We start from the raw sequence: 20,642 nt of genomic DNA, 5'->3' as shown, positions 1-20,642 counted from the left end.
AATTGATCTTAAATTCCCAAATTCAAGACAGAGCTTAAATCTTATTGTTAAGCCCCGTGAATTAATCTGGTCACACCTCTGGTTGTGTTTTTTTTATGGGTGTTTTTCACCCTTGGGTTTTTTCTTTTTTTTCTGGGCTACACATATGATTCATTCGGTATTTATTGTTGATGACCATCCGTTAATTTGTGCGGGTATCCAGGCACTTTTAGACTCATATCACTATGCAATTGTTGGCATTGCGCAGAAAGGAGATATGCTGATTACCGAGCTGCACCAGCTGCGTCCAGACGTCCTGCTACTCGATCTCACCATGCCCGGCCGCGCCGGCATTCCGCTGATTGCCGATATTAAACGCGCGCTTCCTGAACAGAAAATCATCATATTTACCGCCTCAGAAAGTCTTTTTTATCAACGCTGTTGCCTGCAATTAGGCGTTGAGGGTTATGTCTACAAACGGGGGGAATTAGACACGCTCATTACCGCCATAAAAGAAGTCGAGCGCGGTAATCGTTTTTATCCGGTGACCCATGCCGCCGCGGATGCCGGAGAATTGATCGAGAGCGAGAAACTGATGAGCCTGACGCGACGCGAATTGGTGGTGTTAGTTAAACTGGCTTCGGGGATGAGTAATAAAGAGATCGCTTCGCAATTACAGCTGAGCAGTAAAACCGTCAGCACTTATAAAATAAAAATCCTGCGCAAATTAGGATTAAAAGGGATTAGCGGAATTAATATGACCGCCAAACTCAATGCGCTGATTTAATTGCGCGGCAATTGACCAGGTCGCCATTAATGGCGACCCTAGCGCATAACATGCGCATTTACATGCAGCGGTTACAACTTTAACGGTGGCAACTGCGAAAACACGCTCAACAACCCTTTGCTCCACAGCTGGCGAATCTGCGAATAGTAGGGATGCTGTTCGGTGATGTGATATTGCTCGCTGTCGCTAAAACTGTCGCTGCGATACACCATCACATCCAGCGGCAGGCCAACGGAAATATTACTCGCCAGCGTAGAGTCCATCGAAATCAGCGCGCACTGCATCGCCTGGCTTAAAGGCGTTTCGTAGCGCAGCACGCGATCAATAATCGGTTTACCGTATTTGCTCTCACCAATCTGGAAATAGGGCGTATCGACGCTCGCCTCAATGAAGTTGCCCTGCGGGTAGATCTGAAACAGACGTGGCTCCTCGCCGCGAATCTGGCCGCCCAACAACAGCGTGCCGCCAAACTCCTCGCCATCGCGCTTAATCACTTCACGCAGCGTTTCACCCACCATCAGCGCAATGTCATACAGCGATCGCCCATTCAGCAGATTGGGCTGATCGCCATCGCCGTTGTTACGTCGCAGCAGGCTCAGCACGCTCTGCGTGGTCGCCAGATTGCCAGCGCTTTGCAGCACCAGCGTGCGCTCATCATCCACCTGAAACACATGCAATTTACGGAACGAGGAAATATGATCAACGCCCGCGTTGGTACGTGAATCGGAAACAAAAATCATCCCTGACGATAAACGCATTGCCACACAATAAGTCATAGTTAAGCCTGCCAGGAAAATTACTGCTGCCCGTGCACCTGCAGCACCGCAGCCACCGCCAGCATATCTTCACCGCCGCCGCCCAGCCGCATACCGCGCACCGGACACGCATCGAGATAATCCACGCCGACTGCCAGCCGCAAATGCTGGCGCGTGCTACGGGTATTATTGGTGATATCAAAGCTGTGCCAACTGCCATCCAGCCAGGCTTCAACCCAGGCATGAGTGGCGACGTGCTCCACGTTTTCAGTATAGAGATAACCGCTGACATAGCGCGCCGGAATCCCCAGGCTGCGACAGCAGGCGAGAAACACGTGACTGTGATCCTGGCAAACGCCGCTGCCGGCAGCAAATACTTTCGCCGCGTTATCACTCACCTGGGTGCTGCCGGGACGATACGGCATCTTCAGCAGCAGTTCATCCATCAATTTTTCCAGGCTGGCCAGCGGCTTTTCCGGCCGCCAGTAGCGCTGAGCAAACTCGCGGATTTCGCCATCGGGCTGGGTCAGCGGCGTGGCGCGCAGAAACACCAGCGGCGACAAGGCGCATTCCGGATCGGGCGCCCATTCGCCGGCATCAAGAATCTCTACCACGCCACGCGCCGCGATATCGAGCTGCTGATGTGGCGTATCCAGCGTCAGCACATGCATCACATTGCCATAGGCATCTTGCGTGCAGGTGGCTGCGCACGGCAGCTCCAGATCCCACGAGATAATCCGTTGATGCACCGAGTTTTGCGGCGTCAGGCGCAGATACTGGGTACTGAGTGTCACCTGCTGCTCATAGGCGTAGCGGGTTTTATGCTCGATGTTCAGTCTCATTTCGCCTCCAGATAGGTGTGATTGATGCTGTCTGCCAGCGCGTTGAGGCGCGTCAGGAAAGCCGTGAGCCAGTGCGTTAACCCTTCCTGCGTCAGGCTTTCCCAGGTGCTGAAACGCATCTCCGCCAGCAGCACGGTGATCAAATAGCGCGGTCGATCTTCCCCGCTGCTGCCGAGCTGCTCCAGCTGCGTAGCGATCTCATCAATGCAGGAGTGCAGCGATCGCGGGCTTTCGCTGCGCAGGATCAGCATCTCATTCACCAGATCCGGCAACAGCTGCTGCTTGAATATGGCGTTATAGGCTTCGCGGGCGGATACCGCGCGCAGCAGGGTGTCGAGGCGATAATATTCACGTACCGAATCCGACTGCTGCTCCATCAGTTGCTGATTGACACTCAACAGACGCGCGGTGCCGTCGCTGCGCTCCATTAATGTGCCGATGCGGATAAAGCTCATGGCATCGCCGCGCAGCAAGGTGCCGAACATCGCGCCGCGAAACAGGTGCGAGCGCTCTTTAACCCAATCAAAAAAGCTATCGGCATTGGCGCTGGTGATGCCGCGCCGCCGCGTATTGCGCATCTCGATCCAGGTCGAGTTGATGCTCTCCCACACTTCCGATGACAAACTGCCGCGCACCGCATGCGCATTGTTCCACGCCTCCTGCCAGCAGCTGAAAATGCTGCACGGATTGCGATCGTCAAGCGCGAAGAAGTTGAACAGCTGCGACATAGTGAAGCGACCGTTGAGGGTTTCGAACAGTTCACGCGTGCCGGTGAGGTTGAGCGGCAGCAGCAGATCATCACCCTGATTACCGCGTACCGGCATTAACGACAAACGGTTGGTGACATCCAACACGCGAGCGAGTTGTTCTGCGCGCTCCAGATAGCGCGCCATCCAATAAAGGCCACTGGCCGTGCGGCTTAGCATGATGCGTCATCCTCCAGAACCCACGTGTCCTTGGTGCCGCCGCCCTGCGACGAGTTCACCACCAGCGAACCTTCGTTGAGCGCCACGCGGGTTAAGCCGCCAGGCACCAGCCGGATATCCGCGCCACACAGGGCAAACGGCCGCAGATCGATATGACGCGGCGCGAGGCCGTTATCAATAAAGGTTGGGCAGGTCGAGAGCGACAGCGTGTCCTGGGCGATGTAATTTTCCGGCCGCGCTTTGAGGCGATCGCGGAAATCACTCAGCTCCTGCTGGCTCGCCACCGGGCCAATCAACATGCCGTAGCCGCCCGCGCCGTGCACCTCTTTCACCACCATTTTCGCCAGGTTGGCCAGCACATAAGTCAAATCCTGTGGTTTGCGGCACTGCCAGGTAGGAACGTTATTCAGGATCGGCTCTTCGTCGAGGTAGTAGCGGATCATCTCCGGCACATAGGGATAGATCGACTTATCATCAGCGACGCCGGTGCCGATGGCATTCGCCAGCACCACGTTGCCGGATCGATACACTGATAGCAGGCCCGGCACGCCGAGCATCGAATCCGGACGGAACGCCAGCGGATCAAGGAAAGCATCATCAACGCGGCGATAGATCACATCAATTTTGCACGGGCCCGCGGTGGTACGCATCATCACCGCGCCATCCTTCACAAACAGATCGGCGCTCTCCACCAGCTCCACGCCCATCTGCTGCGCGAGGAAACTGTGTTCGAAGTAGGCGCTGTTAAAGCGGCCCGGCGTGAGCACCACCACCACCGGATCGTTGACCGGCGAGCTTTCACGCAGCGTTTGCAGCAGATGAGAAGGATAGCGTTCCACCGGCGCGATGTGGCGCTCGGCGAACAGCTCCGGATAGAGGCGCATCATCATCTTACGATTCTCCAGCATGTAGGAGACGCCAGATGGCGTGCGCAGATTGTCCTCCAGCACGTAATATTCGCCGTCGTTATTGCGCACCATATCCACGCCGACGATGTGCGCGTAGATATTGCGATGCAGATCGACGCCGTGCATGCAGGGCTGATATTGATCGTTCACCAGCACCTGCTCGGCGGGTACGATGCCTGCTTTGAGGATGAATTGCTGATGGTAGATGTCATGCAGAAAGGCGTTGAGCGCCTGCACGCGCTGACGAATGCCGCGATCGAGCATCGCCCACTCGCTAGCAGGAATAATGCGCGGCACGCTATCGAAAGGAATTAAACGCTCTGCCCCGCCGTCGTCACCGTACACGTTGAAGGTGATGCCGACGCGATGAAACAGCAGTTCCGCCTCTTCGCGCTTGCGCGCCACGGCATCTTTGTCCGCCTGTTGTAACCATTCCCAGTAATGCTGGTAGTGAGCGCGGTGTTGGCCATCGCTCAGCAACATCTCATCATAGAAGTGCGGTGCTATCTGGTAGCTTTCTTTCATGATTTACCCGGCGCTTGTCAGAGGACATCACTCTCTCCTGCACAAACTGTGCCAGAGGCTTGCCCCGGCATGGCACACGCGCCGCGCGGTAGGAAATGGCGAAATTGCACTTTACTGGTGCATCAGCTGCTGCGCGATCGGCAGCCAAATCTCCGTCATCGCGCCTTCGCCACCGGTAAACGGATCGCGCTGCGGCAGTGGAACCTGCTGGATCTTCTCCTTCGACGCACGCAAACGCGACGGCTCATCGCGCACGGTTTCCGGGGACATTCCTTCAGGATAGGCGCCAACGGTGAAAAAATCCTCCGAGGCAAACACCTGCTTGTGGCCGACGCCAGCGGGAATCAGCACCGCATCGCCTTCGCGCAGCGTCACCATGCGGCCGCTATCGCCGCCAAACAGCACCTCCGCCCAACCGGCCGCTACGCCTAACACTTCATGGGTGTTGGGATGATAATGGGTGTACGGGAAGATCGGCGAACGCCAGGCGGCCGGCCAGCCGTTGCGGGTAAAGGTTTTTTCAAACCAGGCGGCGCTATCTTCCGCCTCATCTTCATCCGGCACGATGCCGGGCCAGATGATCAGCGGCAGCGGGCTATTGGGCACGCCACCGGAGGGCAGCGACAGCATCAAATGTTGCGGATTGCTGGACGATCCCGCGGAAAAGGTACCGGCGGCGAAAGACATCAGTAACAGCAGGCTGGAGTGGTTGGCAGTCATACTCTTTCTCCGGTTAAACACGATGCTTAATTGTGGCTTACCCAACCCACAATGCAATGTGCGCCCGCCGACAAAATTCACATAAAAGAATGATTTAGCTAACTAAAGCCAAATTACTGCGCAACATATTTAACATGATGTGCCGGCGTTAATTCGGTCGCCATCAATGGCGACCCTACGCAGGGATAGAGTGGTTTTGTCGGGGCGCATTTATGCGCACCTGGCCGCAAGGCGCATGGATTTCAGGCAAAAAAAAACCGGTGGATTTCGCCACCGGTCGAATCAAAGATGATTCAAAGGCACTGACAGGTTATCGCAGGCGTTCAGCGATGGGTTTTACGACGTTCTCCCCTTCGCGGCCATAAAATTGGAACAGAGTTTCGGCTGCTGCATCGGTTAATACCAGAATCTCGATGCGGCGGTTGCGTGCACTCATTGGATCCTCTCTGTCACGCGGCATGCGTGATGCCATGGCGTTGACTTGCAATACGCGCGCACTCTCCAGCCCGCCACGCTCCAGCGCACGGCGCGCCGCCAGCGCACGATCGCCAGACAGGTTCCAGTTGTTGTAAGCCGCGTTACCGCTGTATTGCGCGGCATCGGTATGACCGCTGATCATGATTTTATTGTCGATACGGTTAAATACCGGACCGAGTTCCGTCAGCAGCTTCTGGAAGAACGGGGTTAACACCGCGCTCCCGCGCGGGAACATCATGCGATCCTGATCGTCCTGAATCAGGATGCGCAGGCCCTGCGGCAGGGTTTCCAGCATCAGATAATTTTGCGCGTGATAGCTATTGATCAACTGCTGGATCTGGCTCTGTAACAGCGTCAGTTCGGCATCAGAACGTGATAATACGCTGTCTAAATCTTCCTGCGGCTTGCTGCCGCTCTCCAGCGTGTTATCCGCCGGTGAAGCGCTAACGGTCGCACTCTGCGTCGGCGGTGAAACCGCGAGGGTTTCGCCAATGATCGACGATCCCGCTGAGCCCATGGACTTCTCGACGTCAAACGGATTGAAGCCGGAGCCCTCAAACACCGACGTGCCGTTCAGCTGCGCCACAATCTCTTTGCGCTCGTCTTCGGTCACCGCGCCCATAATCCACAGCACCATAAACAGCGCCATCATCGCCAGGGTAAAGTCGGCAAACGCCACTTTCCACGCACCGCCATGATGAGCGTGGTGCGCCTTCTTGCCGCCGCGTTTGATGATCAACTTTGTGGTGGTGACCAAAGGGGCCGAGCGTATCTCTGAGGTGTCGGCCCGCTTTACCCTTGATGCATTACCCGGCAAACAGATGGCGATCGATGCCGATCTCAATGCTGGCCTGATCAATCAGGAGCAGGCCGGTAGCCGCCGCAAAGACGTGGCGAATGAAGCCGATTTCTACGGTGCGATGGACGGTGCCTCAAAGTTCGTGCGCGGGGATGCGATCGCCGGGATCATGATCCTGCTGATCAGCGTGATTGGCGGTATTTTGATTGGCGTGTTCAAGCACGGATTACCGGCGGGACAAGCATTTGAGCAGTATGTGCTGCTGACCATTGGTGACGGCTTAGTCGCACAGATTCCCTCGCTGCTGCTGTCAACGGCGGCAGCGATTATCGTGACGCGCATCAGCGATGGCGCGGACATGGGCGATGACATTAAATCGCAGCTGCTGGCAAAACCCAACACGCTTTACACCGCCGCCGCCGTGATGTTTGTGCTGGCGATCGTGCCCGGCATGCCGCATTTGGTGTTCCTGATCTTTACCGCTCTGCTGCTGTTCGCTGCCTGGCGTCAAGGCCGTAATGTGCAAAAGCCGACGCAGGATCATGCCGATATGGACGCCATCCATCAGGCGCTGGCGCAGCCGGAAGAGCAGCCGGCGATTGGCTGGGACAATATCCCGATGGTTGAGCCAATCGGCCTCAATCTCGGCTACAAGCTGGTGACGCTGGTGGATAAAGGCAAAGGTGCGCCGCTGACGTTGCGTATGCGCGGCGTGCGTCAGGTGGTGTCTGAAACCAGCGGCGTGCTGCTGCCGGAAATCGCCCTGCGCGAGGATTTCCATCTCAAACCGGCGCAGTACGCGATTAAGATCAATGGTGTGCGCACCGCAGTTGGCGAAGTGCACGCCGATCGTCTGATGGCGATCCCCACGCCGGAGCAGTACGGCGAGATCGACGGCGTGCTGGACACCGATCCCGCCTACGGCATGGCGGTGACCTGGATCCTGCCGGAGCAGAAAGCCAAGGCGCTGAATCTGGGTTATCAGGTGGTAGATTGCGCCAGCGTCGTCGCTACGCATGTGAATAAAGTGGTGCGCGAGCATCTGCCGGAGCTGTTTAATTATGATGACATCACGCAGCTGCATCAGCGGCTAAGCAACGTGGCACCCAAGCTATCGGAAGATGTGAATGCCGCGGTGAATTTCAGTCTGCAGCTCAAGGTTTATCGTCTGCTGCTGAACGATCAGGTGTCGTTGAAGGACATCACCACCATTGCGACTACGCTGCTGGAGAGCTCAGCGATCACCAAAGATCCGATTCTGCTGACCTCCGATGTGCGCTATGCGCTGCGGCGCGCGATGGTGGCGGCGATTGCGCCGGACAACAAGCCGTTGTCGGCTTATACGCTGGAGAACAGTCTGGAGAATCTGCTGCTGTCCGCGCTGAACCAGGCGCAGCAGGCCGGCAAAGTGGCGCTCGATAGCTTCCCGGTCGATCCGAATATCCTGACGCAGTTGCAGAGCACGCTGCCGGTGATGATGGAGCAGCTTAAAGCGCAGAATCTGACCCAGGTGCTGTTGGTAACGCCGCAGCTGCGTCCACTGATTGCGCGCTATGCCCGACTGTTTGCCAACGGGCTGAACGTGCTGTCGTATAACGAAGTACCGGATGACGCTAATTTGCAGATTGTGGGGCAGGTTTCTTGATTCACTCGATCAATTCCCTCGCCCGCTTGCGGGAGAGGGTTAGGGTGAGGGAAAAACCGCACCAGGCTAACTGTTATAAAAAAACACAGCAAATCTGTCTCTAATTCGCTTCACTGTTATGTGCTTTACTGGCAGGCAGTGATAATTAGAGGTGAACAATGGACGCGATTAAACAAATTCTGCTCGACGAAATCGCCACGCTGAACCGTGAGGGGCAGCGCGATAACTTGCCGCGCTTTAGCTTTTCCTTCCTCAAAACCCATCCGGGACTCTGGGCCATCATGTACCTGTGCTACGCGCTGTGCGTGGCGCTGATCTTCTCCACCGACATGCTCGGCTGGCCCGCCTTCTGGTTTGCCACGGTGTTTGTGGTGGTGATGAGCGTGCTGATGCTGATGGATATCAATCCCAAATATCGCTTCGAAGATATCGATACGCTGGATTTACGCGTTTGCTATAACGGCGAGTGGTATTACGTGCAGCCGGTTTCGCAGCAGGCGCTGGATAAGATTCTGGATAACCCACAAACGCCCGATCGCGTGCGCAGCGGCATCGATCGCCTGATGAAGCAGAAAGGTGAAGTGGATTTCTACGATGTCTACTACCTCACCTGGGGCCACCAGCAGGCGGCTCAGGTTTAGCGGTTTAGCCCGGCAATCAATTTGCCTAACGTTTCGACGGCCGCTTCGGCACGGCTATCCCACGGCCAGGCGGTGTTAAAGCGGAAACAGTGACTGAAGCCCTCGCTGCTGGAAAACAGCTGGCCGGGGGCAATGCTGATCCCTTGCTGCAACGCCAAATGATAAAGCTCAGTGGTATTGATCTGCGCAGGCAGCGCAATCCACAGGAAATAACCGCCCGGCGTGTCGCTGATGCTGGCATCAGCAGGCAGCACCCGCCGCAGCGCCTGCTGCGCCAGCTGTTTGCGTTTCGCTAGCGTCTGGCGCAGCTTTTTCAGATGCGCATCATAGCTGCGTGTGCTGAGAAAATCGGCTAAGGCCAACTGCATCGGCGCGCTGGTCGACAGCGTGCTCATCAGCTGGATACGCTGTACGCGTTGCGCATGACGCCCGGCCGCCACCCAGCCTACGCGAAATCCCGCCACCAGATTCTTAGAGAAACTGCCGCAGTGCAGCACGTTGCCGTCACGATCAAAGGCTTTGGCCGGCAGCGGCTTGTCGTGGCCCTCATACAGATCGCCGTACACATCATCCTCAATCATCGCTACGTTGTAGCGCGCCAGCAACGCCACCAGCTGCTGTTTGCGCTCGGCGCTGAGCGTAAAGCCGAGCGGATTTTGCCGGTTGGTCATCAGCCAGCAGGCTTTTACCGGCCAGCGCTGCAGCGCCTGCTCCAGCTCATCGAGATCCATGCCGTGTTCCACATCGCTGGCAATGGCGATGGCGTTCAGCTTGAGGCGTTCAATCGCCTGCAGGGCGCCATAAAACGACGGATTCTCGAGGATCACCCAATCGCCGGGTTCGGTGACGGCTTGCAGGCTCAGGTTGAGCGCTTCCATCGCGCCGTTGGTAATCACAATGTCATCCGGCGACAGCGTAATGCCCTGCTGCGCGTAGCGCTGCGCCAGAATTTTGCGCAATTCTTCATTGCCCGGCGGCAGGTTGTTGAGCGCATCGGTGGGTTTAAGGTTGTGCGAGACTTTCACCAGCGAGCGCATCAGCTGGCGCTGCGGGAACAGTTCGGGATCCGGGAAGGCTGAGCCAAACGGCATAATGGCGGGATTGCGCGTGGCTTGCAGCACGTCAAACACAAAGCTGTTGGTGTCGGCCTGATCGGTTTTGGCAATTTCCTGGGTGGGCAGCCGGGGACGACTTTCGGCAGCGCGCGGCGCCACGTAGTAGCCGGATTGCGGTTTCGATACGATCCAGCCCTGACTCTCCAGCACCTCGTAGGCGTGCATTACCGTCATCAGGCTGAGCCCGCTCTGCTCCGCCTGCTGGCGTAGCGACGGCAGTTTTTCGCCTGGCGGCCAGATGCGTGCCTCAATTTGCGTGCGAAGCTGCTCGACCAACTGCTGATATTTCGCCACCCGAACTCCGATGTAGAAGATTTGGCGGCTAGTTTCCCTCACCCTAACCCTCTCCCGCAAGCGGGAGAGGGAATGAATAGAAGGGGAAAACTTACGGGCTAAGGCATGCGCTCCAGCTCTACTACTTCCTCGTAAAAATTCGGCAGCTCGTTGATGCGATCCGGCGGCACCGGTTTACCCAGCAAATAGCCCTGCAACGTATCGCAGCCCAGGCCCGTCAGAAACGCCTGCTGATCCTGCGTCTCTACTCCTTCAGCGACCACTTTAAGATGCAGCGACTGCGCCAGCGCGACTATCGCTGACACAATGGTGGCGTCTTCCGAATGCGCCTGCAGTTCATTAACAAACGCGCGATCGATCTTCAGCTCGCTGGCCGGTAAACGCTTGAGATACAGCAAGCTCGAGTAGCCGGTGCCGAAGTCATCTATCGATGCCTTGACGCCCATATTGGTCAGCTCGGTGAGAATACGCACGCTCTCCTCTGGATCGCGCATCGCGGTGGTTTCCGTCACTTCCAGCGTCAGCAGCTCAGCCGGGATTTGGTGCTGCGCCAGCGCATCGGTCACCGTTTCAACCAGGTTGCTCTGCTCAAACTGCAGTGCCGACAGGTTGACCGCCACCGACCAGTGCGGATGCCCCTGTAAATGCCAGGAACGCAGCTGGCGACAGGCTTCGTTAATCACCCAATTGCCGATACTCACAATCATGCCGGTCTTTTCCGCCATCGGCAGAAAGGTATCTGGCGCCAGTAGACCGCGTGTCGGATGCTGCCAGCGCAGCAGCGCTTCAAAACCGAGGATCGGCCCGCGCGGTGCGCAGTATTTTGGCTGATAGAACAGCCGTAGTTCATGGTTATCCAGCGCTTGCCACAGATCGTTATTCAGCTGCAGCTGGGACTGCGCCAGCATATTCATCGACGGCTGGAAGAAGGTGTAGCCGTTGCGACCGTTGTTTTTGGTGTGATACATGGCGGCATCGGCGTTAAACATCAGTTCGCGCTCGTCTTTGCCATCGCCCGGATAAACCGCAATGCCAATACTCAGCGACACCACCAGCTCGTAGCGCGAGATATCAAAAGGACGATCTACCGCTTTCACCAGCGAATCTGCCACCGCCGCCGCATCGTTGGGATCGTCAATTTCCAGCAGCAGGACAAATTCGTCGCCGCCCATGCGCGCCAGCGTGTAGTGCCCTTTCATCTGGTCGGTCATGCGTTCGGTGACGCCGATCAACAGATTGTCGCCGACATGATGGCCAAAGGCGTCGTTGACGGCCTTGAAACCATCGAGATCCATAAACATCAGCGCAAACTGTGATTTCTCACGGTTAGCTTTATTGATGGCTTGCTCCAGGCGATCTTCAAGCAGAATACGGTTGGGCAAGCGCGTCAGATTATCGTGCAGCGCCAGCTGTGCCAGCTCGCGGTTGGCTTCAGCTAGCGAGTGGGCAAGGATTGAGGTGCGAGCCTGCAGGCGGGCATCCAGCATCGATACCAGCAAGGTAATGCCGAGGATCGCCAGCGTCACCACCGTCACCACCACCGCCAGCCAGTTGCTGTTCACGCCCATGTGCGTCGCGTGGCTCTGCATCGGGAAGTTGGCCGCGACCATGCCGGTGTAGTGCATGCCGGCTATCGCACAGCCCATCACCACCGATGCGCCCAGCCGCAGGACGGTAACGCGTCCGTGTCCTTCACGCAGGTTGAACGCCAGCCATAATGCGGCACCTGAAGCCATCAGCGCGATAGCCACCGAGGCCGCCACCCAGCCCCAGTTCCAGGTGATACCCGGCGAAAACATCAGCGCCGCCATGCCGGTGTAGTGCATGGCCACCACGCCGGTGCCCAGCACCAGCGCACCGCCGCACAGCCGTCGCCATGGCAGCGTCGGGGTTGAGCACACCAGCCACAGCGCAAACACCGAAGCCAGCACCGCCACCACCATCGAGGTGACGGTGAGCGTGGGGTCGTAGCTCATGACCATATCGAGGCTCATCGACAGCATGCCGATAAAGTGCATCGCCCAGATGCCGATGCCCATAGCGAATCCACCGCCGAATAACCAAACCAGCGCCACCTTGCCAGTTGAGGAAGCCACGCGTCCTGCCATATCCAGCGCGGTAAACGAAGCCAGCATTGCCACCAGGATGGAGACGATGACGGTAAACGAATCGTACGAAGTCACTAACATAGTGATTTCCCAAGTTAAAGCCGGGTTAAGTCAGCTGTGGTGTTGTGAAAAGTGAGGAATCTATTGGTTTTATTGTAGGAATTATCGGCAGAATACCTGCCGATCTGAGTCTATGAACGATGAAACCTTCCGATGCGGAAGAAAAGAAAAATGGTTTATCACGCCCTGGCCAGCGGTACGATGCTATTCGGCAACACCAGCGGCAGATTAAGCGCAGCGGTAAATTCGCCGATGCGCTCCGCCGGTGTTGGCTTACCGAGCAGATAGCCCTGCAAGGTATCGAAGCCTAATCCCGTCAGCAAGCGCTGCTGCTCCTCGGTCTCAACGCCCTCGGCTACCATGCGCAGGTTGAGCGTTTGCGCCAGCGATAACATCGCGCTGACCACGGCGGCATCTTCGCTGCCGGCGCGCAGGCTATTGATAAAGGCCCGGTCGATTTTCAGCTCACTGGCTTCCAGATGTTTCAGATGCAGCAGATTGGCGTAGCCGATGCCAAAGTTATCGATCGCCACTTTCACCCCCAGCCGATGCAATTCGGCAATGCGCTGCTGGCTAAACTGCGGATCGCGCATGGCGATGCTCTCGGTGATCTCCAGCATCAACGTCCCGGCGGGTATCTGATGGTGCAGCAGTGCCTGGCGCACGCTATCGATCAGATCGCGCTGTTGGAATTGCAGGGCCGAAAGATTAACCGACACCGTCCAGTCAGCGTTGCCGGCATCGTGCCACTGTTTTAGCTGGCGGCAGGCTTCGTTAATCACCCAGTTACCCAGCGCGACAATCTGCCCGGTTTTCTCTGCTCGCGCCAGGAATGTGTCCGGCATCAGCAGGCCGCGACGCGGATGCTGCCAGCGCAACAGCGCTTCAAAGCCGATCAATACCGTGCCGCCCGCGCGGAATTTAGGCTGATAGAACAGGCGCATTTCTTGATATTCCAGCGCGTTCCACAGATCGTTGGCCAGCGCCAGCTGATGCTGAGCTACCGCGCTCATCGCCGGTTCAAACACGCACCAGCCATTACGCCCGCTGTGTTTGGTGTGATACATGGCGGAATCGGCGTTGAACATCATCTCCTGCTGGCTGCGACCGTGCAGCGGGAAGATGACAATGCCGATACTGAGCGACACGCGCAGCGAATAACGATCGAGATCGAAAGGTGCATCAATCACCTGCACCAGCCGCTGCGCCAGTTGTGTCGCCTGATGGAGATAGCATTGCGGACACAGCAACACAAATTCGTCGCCGCCCAACCGCGCCAGTAAAATCTCTTCGCTCAACTCCACACGCAGGCGCTCGGCCACCGCAATCAGCAAGCGGTCGCCAACGTGATGGCCCCAGGTATCGTTAACCGCCTTGAAGCCGTCGAGATCCATAAACATCAGCGCGAAGTTCTCATCCTGCAGCGTCGCCTGTTTGATCTGCGCAGTGAGTTCTTGTTCCAGCATCACGCGGTTCGGCAGCGCGGTCAGATTATCGTGCAGCGCCAGCTGGCGCAGTTCACTGTTGGCGCGCTTGAGTTTGGCCGCGAGACGCGCCGCGCGCAGTTGCGCATCCAGCATCGAAATCAGTAGCATCAGCCCCAGAATGGTCAGCGTAATAATCGTTACCCACACCGCCAGCCCCTCTTCACTGGCGCCGTGATGCTGCATCATAACCGGCATGCTGAATTCTGCCGCCGCCATGCCGGTGTAGTGCATGCCCGCAACGGCAATGCCCATCACCAGCGCCGCGCAGGCGCGTAATAGCAGCAGGCTTTTGCCCTGACGCAAATGGAACGCCAGCCACAATGCCGCGCCAGACGCGGCATAGGCAATCACCACCGACAGCAGCACCAGCGGCATATTCCAGTAGATGGGGGTTTCAATCATTAGCGCGTTCATGCCGAGGTAGTGCATGACAATCACGCCGCTGCCGAGGATGAGGGTGCCGCGCAGTAAACGCCGGCGCGTGAGATGGCTGCCCTGCACGCCCTGAGCAAAGGCAAAGATGGCGGCAACAATCGCCACCAGTAGGGAGATGGCGGTGAGCTGCATGTCATAGCGCATGGTCATCGGCATTTTCATCGCCAGCATGCCAATGAAGTGCATCGCCCAGATGCCGATGCCCATGGCGGTACCGCCGCCGACTAACCACAATTTTGCCAGCGTGCCGCGTGATACGGCCACGCGTCCGGCGCTGTCCAGAGCGGTAAAAGCGGCGATGAAGGCCACAATCAGTGAAACGGTAACCAGAACGCTATCCCAGGTAACCAGCAGCATGTGCGCTCCTAAACTCAACCCGCTGCGCAGCAGGTTCGGTGTCGTCAAATATCAACAAGGATGATAAAACGCCGATCAAGCGTGCTTAATGACCGCCTGTGGCGAAGTTCAACAAAAAGCCGTTCCAGACAAATCTGGAATGGTGGGGCTGGTTTTTTTTATATTCATCGTCAGTCTTTAATAGAAAAATTAATAATATCTGATTAATGCACGAACATATCATCGAACCGAAGCGCGTGGTAGAGGGGGGAATCACCGCTTGTTTAGTTTTTTTAACCACTCGCCACCCCTTGTGTTTACTGCGTTATCGGCGAAAAGTGGCAATTGATTAGGGAAAAAAGTGAACATTGGCGCACAAGGCCCGATTTGCTGATCTATAGTAAAGAAAACTGATATAAATCATTAATCCACCATCTAAGAATTTTCTTAGATAGCGGGCGCTTACGCTGTCGGGCTGCATGCGGCTCTTGTTTGATTTCGGATGTATTTGCATAAATGTATAACCAGGTGAAAAAGCACTGACCTTGGATAATCAGTAAGGAATGATTATGAAACTCAAGCTTTTTCTTGTGGCTACCAGCCTAAGCGCCGCACTTGCCCCTACTGCTGTTTTTGCCGCCACCACAACGGGAACCATCAATGCCACCTTGACGCTGACCACCGGTTGTTTAGTCAATGGTCAGTCAGCAACGACAGGCGTTAACTTTGGTACTCTGAACTTTGGTAGCAGCGCAGCAACCTTCGATACCCTGAACGCTACATTGGTAGGTGCCTCGGGTAACGGCATCTTTGTCCGCTGCACCACCGGACAAACCTTCAACGTGCAGGTCACCAGCAGTAATGCTGCACCGGCGACCATTTACGGTACGGTGAGCGGCCAGCCGCGTTATCTCATCCTCGGCTCCAACAATACGCAGGGCATCGCTTATACGCTGTATAGCGACGCCGCGTTTACCACTGCCATCGCTAATAACACCAACATCGCCGCTAGTGGCACCACGGACCCGACGCTCGGGACCAACTACGCCATTTATGGTCGCGTAGTGGGCGGCGGCTTTAACCCGTTGATTCCCGCAGGCACCTACACCGATACCATTAACGTGGCGGTGAATTACTGAGGGAAAGGATAATCAGGGTGGCCGTGGTGCAGCGGTTGATGCACAGTGCAGGCGGCCTCGCCCTGCTGATAGGGAGCGTCTCCGCCTGGGGGTTGCCGACAGCAACCTTTCAGGTCTCAGCATCAGTAGTGGCAGGCTGTGTCGTCTCCGGAACCAATACCGGGGTATTCGGCACGCTCAATTTTGGTACCCAATCTGGCGTGGCTTCCAGCAGCGTCAGCGCTAGCTATGTGCAAAGCACCACCATCACGCTCGCCTGCACGCCAGGCACCGCCGTCAGCATGAGCATTAACGGCGGCAGCAACTACACCTCTAGCCGCAACCTCAAACACACCAGTAACACCAACACCGTGGCCTATAGCCTCTACACCAATGCCGCGCATACCACGGCGATTCCGGTAAACAGCGCCGTGGCGCTGAGTTACAGCAATGCCAACAACATTACTTTGCCAATTTATGGCCTGTTAACGCTGCCCGGCCCGACGCGCGCCGGGACCTATACCGACACCTTAACCGTCACGCTCAGTTGGTGACGTCAGTGATAAGAAGGATGATATGAAGATGAACCTGCGCGCCCGATTACTGTTGCTGCTTGTGGTACTCACGCCCGCGGTGCACGCCGCCAACTCGCTGATGGTGTGGCCCATCGATCCCGCCATCAACCCCGACGAAAAAGCCAGCGAGCTGTGGCTGGAGAATCGTGGCAATGCCACCACCATGATGCAGGTGCGCATCTTCAGCTGGCAGCAAATTAACGGCCAGGAGCAGTATCAAACCCAGCAGCAGGTGGCGGCGAGCCCGCCGATGGTGCGTCTTGAGCCGGGACAGCGCCAGCTGGTGCGCTTAATTAAACAAACCCCGCCGACTGCCGGACGTGAAATGGCGTATCGCGTGGTGCTGGATGAGATCCCCACGCCACGCACGCCAGGCGAAAACCAGGCGGGCCTGACTTTCCAGATGCGCTATTCGGTGCCGTTATTCGTGTATGGCGACGGCGTCACGCGCGATACGGCAAAACCGCAGCTGAGCTGGCAGGAAGTGAACAGCGGCGGCAAACGCTGGCTGGAGCTGACCAATCGCGGCAGCGGTCACGCGCGGTTAAGCAACGTTACCATTGGCGGACGCAAAATGGGCAATGGCTTGTTCGGCTACGTGCTGGCGAACAGCAGCAATCGCTGGCCGTTAACCAGCAGCGTGAGCGGTGAGCTGGCAGCAGACATGAATAAAGGCCACTGGAGCAGCGCTGCCGCGCGTTGATGAAGTTAACGCCGCATCCCTGCGCGCTGGCGGTGGCCAGCGTGCTCTGTATCAGCCCAATTACCAGCAGCGCGGAGACCTTCTCCGAGCTGCCACCGCCGCCTGCGCTGGAGAATAACGCCAGCGGCCAGCAATACATGCTGGAACTGGTGGTCAACCAGGGCGAACGTGGCGACATCGTCCCGGTGGAGCGCAAAAATGGGGCGTTCTGGGTGCGTCGTGGCGATCTGGAGCGCGCCGGTATTCCGGCCGGGAAACTGCAAGGGCAGCAGATCGACGTCAGCAACCTGAGCGGAGCGAAAGTGGAGTATGACGAACGCCGTCAGCGCCTGTTATTGACGGTGCCGCCCGCCTGGCTACCGGGCCAGACTATTGGCCAACAGCTAAACGCGCCGCGCTTTCCCGGTCGCGCCAGCAACGGCGCCCTGCTCAACTATGACTTCTACGCTACGCGCACCGATAACGCCGGTTCGCGCCTCTCCAGCTGGAACGAACTGCGTCTCTTCGGCCCGGCTGGGCAGTTTTCAACGAACGGCGTGTACGTACAGCAACTGGAAGGCGGCGTCTCCGGCCAGCAGGAAGGCTACATTCGCTACGACACCTGGTTTAGCAACGAAAACGAGAACGCGGCAATCAGCTGGCGCGCCGGGGATTTGGTCACCGATGCGCTGAGCTGGAGCAACAGCGTGCGCCTCGGCGGGGTGCAGATTGGCCGCGACTTCAGCGTGCGTCCGGATCTGGTGACCTATCCGTTGCCAGCCTTTTCGGGCCAGGCGGCGGTGCCTTCGTCGGTCGATCTGTTTATCAACGGCTACCGCAGCGCGCAGGCGGATGTTCAGCCCGGTCCGTGGTCGCTCACTAACGTGCCGTTTGTGAACGGTGCGGGCGATGCGGTGATCACCACCACCGATGCGGTAGGACGGCAAATCACCACTACGCTACCGTTTTACGTCTCCAGCAGTTTGTTGAAACAGGGCTTATCCGATTACTCGTTCTCTGCCGGTGCGATACGCGAAAACTACGGCATTAAGAATTTTGATTACGGTGCCGCCGCCGCCAGCGGTTCTTACCGTTACGGCCTAACCGACTGGCTGACGCTGGAGAGCCATGCGGAGGGCAGCGACAACGTGGCGATGGGCGGCGCGGGGGGATTGGTCAAGCTTGGCAGCCTGGGCGTGGTCAACGGCGCGCTGGCGCAGAGCCAGATGGCGGGCAGTGCCGGCACGCAATACAGCTGGGGTTATCAATACAACAACAGCTGGTTCAGCCTTGGCACGCAGCACACCATTCGTAGTGCCGAGTTCGGTAATCTCGCGCTGGTTGGCAGCCGTGGCGACAGCGCCAATACCAGCTACTCGCTGTCACGCCGCAGCGCGCAATACACTGCCAGCGTGTCGCTCAGCGATTATGGCAGCCTCGGGCTGGCCTATTTCGATATCTCCGGCGGCAATGGCGATCGCACGCGTTTGATGAACCTGTCGTGGAGTAAAAACCTGTGGGGTAACAGCAGCCTGTACATCTCCGCCAGTCGCGATCGGGATCAGGGCGACTGGAGTGGCGCGATTTCTCTGGTGATTCCGTTTGGCGAACAGAGTAGCGCTTCGGTCAGCATGGAGCGCGACCAGCAGGGCAACAACAATCAACGCCTGTATGTGTCACGCGCGATGCCAACCGACGGCGGCTTCTCCTACGATGCCGCGTGGGCCAATCAAGGCAGCGACAGCGGGGATTATCGCCAGGGCAGCCTGCGCTATCGCAATAACAAAATTGATACCTCGGCCGGCTTTTACGGTGATAACGACAACACCACGCAGTGGGCCGATTTCACCGGTTCGGTGGTGTTAATGGATAACCGCGTGTTCGCTGCCAACGATATCAATGACGCCTTTGTGGTGGTGAAGACCGATTATCCCGACGTGACGGTGCGCTATGAAAACCAAACTATGGGCCGCACCGATAACGAGGGCTATCTGCTGGTGCCGTCCATCAGCAGCTATTACGGCGCCAAATACGATATCGATACGCTCGATCTCCCCGCCGATCGCACTGCGCCAAAAGTGGAACAGCGCTTTGCCGTGAAACGTAAAAGCGGCTATCTGCTTAACTTCCCGGTTGAGCGGTTACGCGCGGCCAGCGTGGTGTTGCATGACAGCAATCATCAGCCGCTGCCGATCTCCAGCCAGGTGTTACGTCCGAATCAAGCCACTGAATACGTTGGCTGGGACGGCATTGTGTGGATGGAAGATCTCGGCGCTAACAATCCGATTCACGTGGTGACGCCGGATGGACGCAGCTGTGATACGCAGCTGGCGATTGCCGACGGCCAGCCAATAGCGCTGGAAACCTACGGGCCGCTTACCTGCGCGCTGCCACCGCCACCGCAGGGTGCCGCGGTGAGCAGCGCGGATAATTCACAGTCAGGAATTTCACCATGAGAACGCTTCTGCTGCTGCTGGCGCTGTTGTTACTGCCTGGCGTTGGCTATGCCGCCTGCGGATTATCCGCACCGACCGCCACCTTCGGCTCTGTCACTACCTTTTCGGTTGGCTCAACCGTTAATCCCACGTCCAGCACCACCAACGTCAACTGCGGTACCGGCGGCCTGTCTCTGTTGGGGACGGATTTCATTACTTATGCCTTCACCACCGCCACCAACCTCAGTGGCACGCGCGCGGCGCTAAAAACCTCGAGCGGCGGTACCGACAGCATTCCGATTCAGATGTGTATCGACAGCGCCTGTGCGACCGAATTACAACAGGGTGGCAGCTATCGCTGGAACTCATCATCGCTGCTGGCATTGGGGAACAGTCTCAACTTCAATATTCCGCTCTACTTCCGCACCGTGCCCGGCCAGGTGATTGCGGCGGGCACCTACACCACCACCATTACGCTTACGGTGAGTTATAACGTCTGCGCAGGCGTGAACCTGCTGGGAGCCTGTGTGGGCACGCTGCAGACCAGCGCCGGCACAGCGATGCCAATTACCGTAAACCTGGTGGTCACCAATGACTGCACCACTATCACCGCGCCCAACGTCAGCTTTGGCAGTGCGCCGTTAGTCGGCAGTTTTTCAACGGTGCAGCAGACGATTAACGTGGTGTGTTCGAAGGGCAGCACTTACACCGTGGGCTTAAGCAACGGCAGCTACTACAGCGGCACCACGCGGCAGATGGCGAGCGGAACTAATCGGCTGGCGTATGACATCTACAAAGGTACGACGACGACTGCACGCTGGGGGCCGACCGGCACCGATCGCTGGAGCAGCACGACGTCGACCTCGTTGAATGCGGATACCGTGACGCGCAACTTTACCTATACCGCGCAGATTTTGACGACGCAGAATACGCCGGCAGCGGGGAATTATACCGATAGCGTGGTGGTGGATGTGTCGTTTTAGGTTTTGGGTT

The 20,642-nt window shown here is 57.3% G+C and carries 16 protein-coding genes and 1 pseudogene; 8 read left to right on the top strand and 9 right to left on the bottom strand.

The features are described from left to right. Nucleotides 1–82: 82 nt before the first annotated feature. Nucleotides 83–766 carry a response regulator transcription factor gene (locus tag AC790_RS00910; RefSeq protein WP_235440713.1) on the top strand — a complete coding sequence of 228 codons (684 nt, stop codon included), beginning with the start codon at nucleotides 83–85 and terminating at the stop codon, nucleotides 764–766. A gap of 71 nt (nucleotides 767–837) precedes the next feature. On the opposite strand, the gene AC790_RS00905 is transcribed toward AC790_RS00910, so the two are convergent. The 6 genes from AC790_RS00905 to AC790_RS00880 all read right to left on the bottom strand — a co-directional run bounded on the left by AC790_RS00905 (nucleotide 838) and on the right by AC790_RS00880 (nucleotide 6,658). Further along, nucleotides 838–1,542, bottom strand: a complete 705-nt coding sequence (locus tag AC790_RS00905; RefSeq protein ID WP_007891878.1) for a proteasome-type protease — start codon at nucleotides 1,540–1,542, stop codon at nucleotides 838–840. 20 nt (nucleotides 1,543–1,562) lie between these two features. Next, nucleotides 1,563–2,363 (bottom strand): transglutaminase family protein, encoded by an 801-nt coding sequence (locus AC790_RS00900; protein ID WP_007891879.1) that lies wholly within the window; start codon nucleotides 2,361–2,363, stop codon nucleotides 1,563–1,565. Further along, nucleotides 2,360–3,289 carry an alpha-E domain-containing protein gene (locus tag AC790_RS00895; RefSeq protein ID WP_007891880.1) on the bottom strand — a complete coding sequence of 310 codons (930 nt, stop codon included), beginning with the start codon at nucleotides 3,287–3,289 and terminating at the stop codon, nucleotides 2,360–2,362. The genes AC790_RS00900 and AC790_RS00895 overlap by 4 nt, the downstream gene beginning before the upstream one ends. Continuing rightward, nucleotides 3,283–4,722, bottom strand: coding sequence for a circularly permuted type 2 ATP-grasp protein (locus AC790_RS00890; protein WP_007891881.1), 1,440 nt, complete (start codon nucleotides 4,720–4,722; stop codon nucleotides 3,283–3,285). Before AC790_RS00890 ends, AC790_RS00895 begins: the two co-directional genes overlap by 7 nt. A gap of 111 nt (nucleotides 4,723–4,833) precedes the next feature. Further along, on the bottom strand, nucleotides 4,834–5,442 hold the full coding sequence (locus AC790_RS00885; RefSeq protein ID WP_007891882.1) for a cupin domain-containing protein: 609 nt from the start codon (nucleotides 5,440–5,442) through the stop codon (nucleotides 4,834–4,836). A gap of 310 nt (nucleotides 5,443–5,752) precedes the next feature. Continuing rightward, entirely contained in the window at nucleotides 5,753–6,658 is a 906-nt protein-coding gene (locus tag AC790_RS00880; RefSeq protein ID WP_235440712.1) for a flagellar motor protein MotB, read from the bottom strand. On the opposite strand from AC790_RS00880, the pseudogene AC790_RS00875 reads away from it, so the two are divergent. Continuing rightward, a pseudogene (locus tag AC790_RS00875) lies at nucleotides 6,648–8,363 on the top strand (flagellar biosynthesis protein FlhA); the annotation flags it as partial. The gene AC790_RS00880 and the pseudogene AC790_RS00875 overlap by 11 nt on opposite strands. Nucleotides 8,364–8,521: 158 nt before the next feature. Continuing rightward, on the top strand, nucleotides 8,522–9,004 hold the full coding sequence (locus AC790_RS00870; protein ID WP_009128093.1) for a YlaC family protein: 483 nt from the start codon (nucleotides 8,522–8,524) through the stop codon (nucleotides 9,002–9,004). Here AC790_RS00870 and AC790_RS00865 read toward each other — a convergent pair. From AC790_RS00865 to AC790_RS00855, 3 genes are all read right to left on the bottom strand, one after another. Further along, nucleotides 9,001–10,413, bottom strand: a complete 1,413-nt coding sequence (locus AC790_RS00865) for a PLP-dependent aminotransferase family protein (RefSeq protein ID WP_049850644.1) — start codon at nucleotides 10,411–10,413, stop codon at nucleotides 9,001–9,003. The genes AC790_RS00870 and AC790_RS00865 overlap by 4 nt on opposite strands. 98 nt (nucleotides 10,414–10,511) lie before the next feature. Further along, nucleotides 10,512–12,602 (bottom strand): bifunctional diguanylate cyclase/phosphodiesterase, encoded by a 2,091-nt coding sequence (locus tag AC790_RS00860; RefSeq protein WP_049850643.1) that lies wholly within the window; start codon nucleotides 12,600–12,602, stop codon nucleotides 10,512–10,514. Nucleotides 12,603–12,760: 158 nt separating this feature from the next. Beyond that, entirely contained in the window at nucleotides 12,761–14,860 is a 2,100-nt protein-coding gene (locus AC790_RS00855) for a bifunctional diguanylate cyclase/phosphodiesterase (RefSeq protein ID WP_049850642.1), read from the bottom strand. Nucleotides 14,861–15,408: 548 nt separating this feature from the next. On the opposite strand from AC790_RS00855, the gene AC790_RS00850 reads away from it, so the two are divergent. Genes AC790_RS00850 through AC790_RS00830 form a run of 5 tightly spaced genes read left to right on the top strand, consistent with a single transcriptional unit; the run spans nucleotide 15,409 to nucleotide 20,632 of the window. Next, nucleotides 15,409–15,978, top strand: coding sequence for a spore coat protein U domain-containing protein (locus tag AC790_RS00850; protein ID WP_008103338.1), 570 nt, complete (start codon nucleotides 15,409–15,411; stop codon nucleotides 15,976–15,978). Nucleotides 15,979–16,016: 38 nt separating this feature from the next. Beyond that, nucleotides 16,017–16,511, top strand: a complete 495-nt coding sequence (locus AC790_RS00845) for a spore coat U domain-containing protein (protein ID WP_200902246.1) — start codon at nucleotides 16,017–16,019, stop codon at nucleotides 16,509–16,511. A gap of 28 nt (nucleotides 16,512–16,539) precedes the next feature. Further along, nucleotides 16,540–17,235 carry a molecular chaperone gene (locus AC790_RS00840; RefSeq protein WP_049850640.1) on the top strand — a complete coding sequence of 232 codons (696 nt, stop codon included), beginning with the start codon at nucleotides 16,540–16,542 and terminating at the stop codon, nucleotides 17,233–17,235. Beyond that, a complete protein-coding gene (locus tag AC790_RS00835; protein WP_049850639.1) occupies nucleotides 17,235–19,670 on the top strand; it encodes a fimbria/pilus outer membrane usher protein in 2,436 nt (811 codons plus the stop codon). Before AC790_RS00840 ends, AC790_RS00835 begins: the two co-directional genes overlap by 1 nt. Further along, a complete protein-coding gene (locus tag AC790_RS00830) occupies nucleotides 19,667–20,632 on the top strand; it encodes a spore coat U domain-containing protein (RefSeq protein WP_049850638.1) in 966 nt (321 codons plus the stop codon). Before AC790_RS00835 ends, AC790_RS00830 begins: the two co-directional genes overlap by 4 nt. Nucleotides 20,633–20,642: the final 10 nt, after the last annotated feature.

The organism is Pantoea sp. RIT-PI-b (assembly GCF_001187905.1).
In the GTDB taxonomy this organism is placed as follows: Bacteria; Pseudomonadota; Gammaproteobacteria; order Enterobacterales; family Enterobacteriaceae; genus Pantoea; species Pantoea nemavictus.
This window is presented reverse-complemented; position numbering and strand designations above follow the sequence as displayed.

Bases quoted from the DNA above. Each gene is read 5' to 3' on its own strand.
- AC790_RS00905 (WP_007891878.1), bottom strand. From the start codon at position 1,542: ATGACTTATTGTGTGGCAATGCGTTTATCGTCAGGGATGATTTTTGTT.
- AC790_RS00900 (WP_007891879.1), bottom strand. From the start codon at position 2,363: ATGAGACTGAACATCGAGCATAAAACCCGCTACGCCTATGAGCAGCAG.
- AC790_RS00895 (WP_007891880.1), bottom strand. From the start codon at position 3,289: ATGCTAAGCCGCACGGCCAGTGGCCTTTATTGGATGGCGCGCTATCTG.
- AC790_RS00890 (WP_007891881.1), bottom strand. From the start codon at position 4,722: ATGAAAGAAAGCTACCAGATAGCACCGCACTTCTATGATGAGATGTTG.
- AC790_RS00885 (WP_007891882.1), bottom strand. From the start codon at position 5,442: ATGACTGCCAACCACTCCAGCCTGCTGTTACTGATGTCTTTCGCCGCC.
- AC790_RS00870 (WP_009128093.1), top strand. From the start codon at position 8,522: ATGGACGCGATTAAACAAATTCTGCTCGACGAAATCGCCACGCTGAAC.
- AC790_RS00860 (WP_049850643.1), bottom strand. From the start codon at position 12,602: ATGTTAGTGACTTCGTACGATTCGTTTACCGTCATCGTCTCCATCCTG.
- AC790_RS00855 (WP_049850642.1), bottom strand. From the start codon at position 14,860: ATGCTGCTGGTTACCTGGGATAGCGTTCTGGTTACCGTTTCACTGATT.
- AC790_RS00850 (WP_008103338.1), top strand. From the start codon at position 15,409: ATGAAACTCAAGCTTTTTCTTGTGGCTACCAGCCTAAGCGCCGCACTT.
- AC790_RS00845 (WP_200902246.1), top strand. From the start codon at position 16,017: ATGCACAGTGCAGGCGGCCTCGCCCTGCTGATAGGGAGCGTCTCCGCC.
- AC790_RS00840 (WP_049850640.1), top strand. From the start codon at position 16,540: ATGAACCTGCGCGCCCGATTACTGTTGCTGCTTGTGGTACTCACGCCC.
- AC790_RS00835 (WP_049850639.1), top strand. From the start codon at position 17,235: ATGAAGTTAACGCCGCATCCCTGCGCGCTGGCGGTGGCCAGCGTGCTC.
- AC790_RS00830 (WP_049850638.1), top strand. From the start codon at position 19,667: ATGAGAACGCTTCTGCTGCTGCTGGCGCTGTTGTTACTGCCTGGCGTT.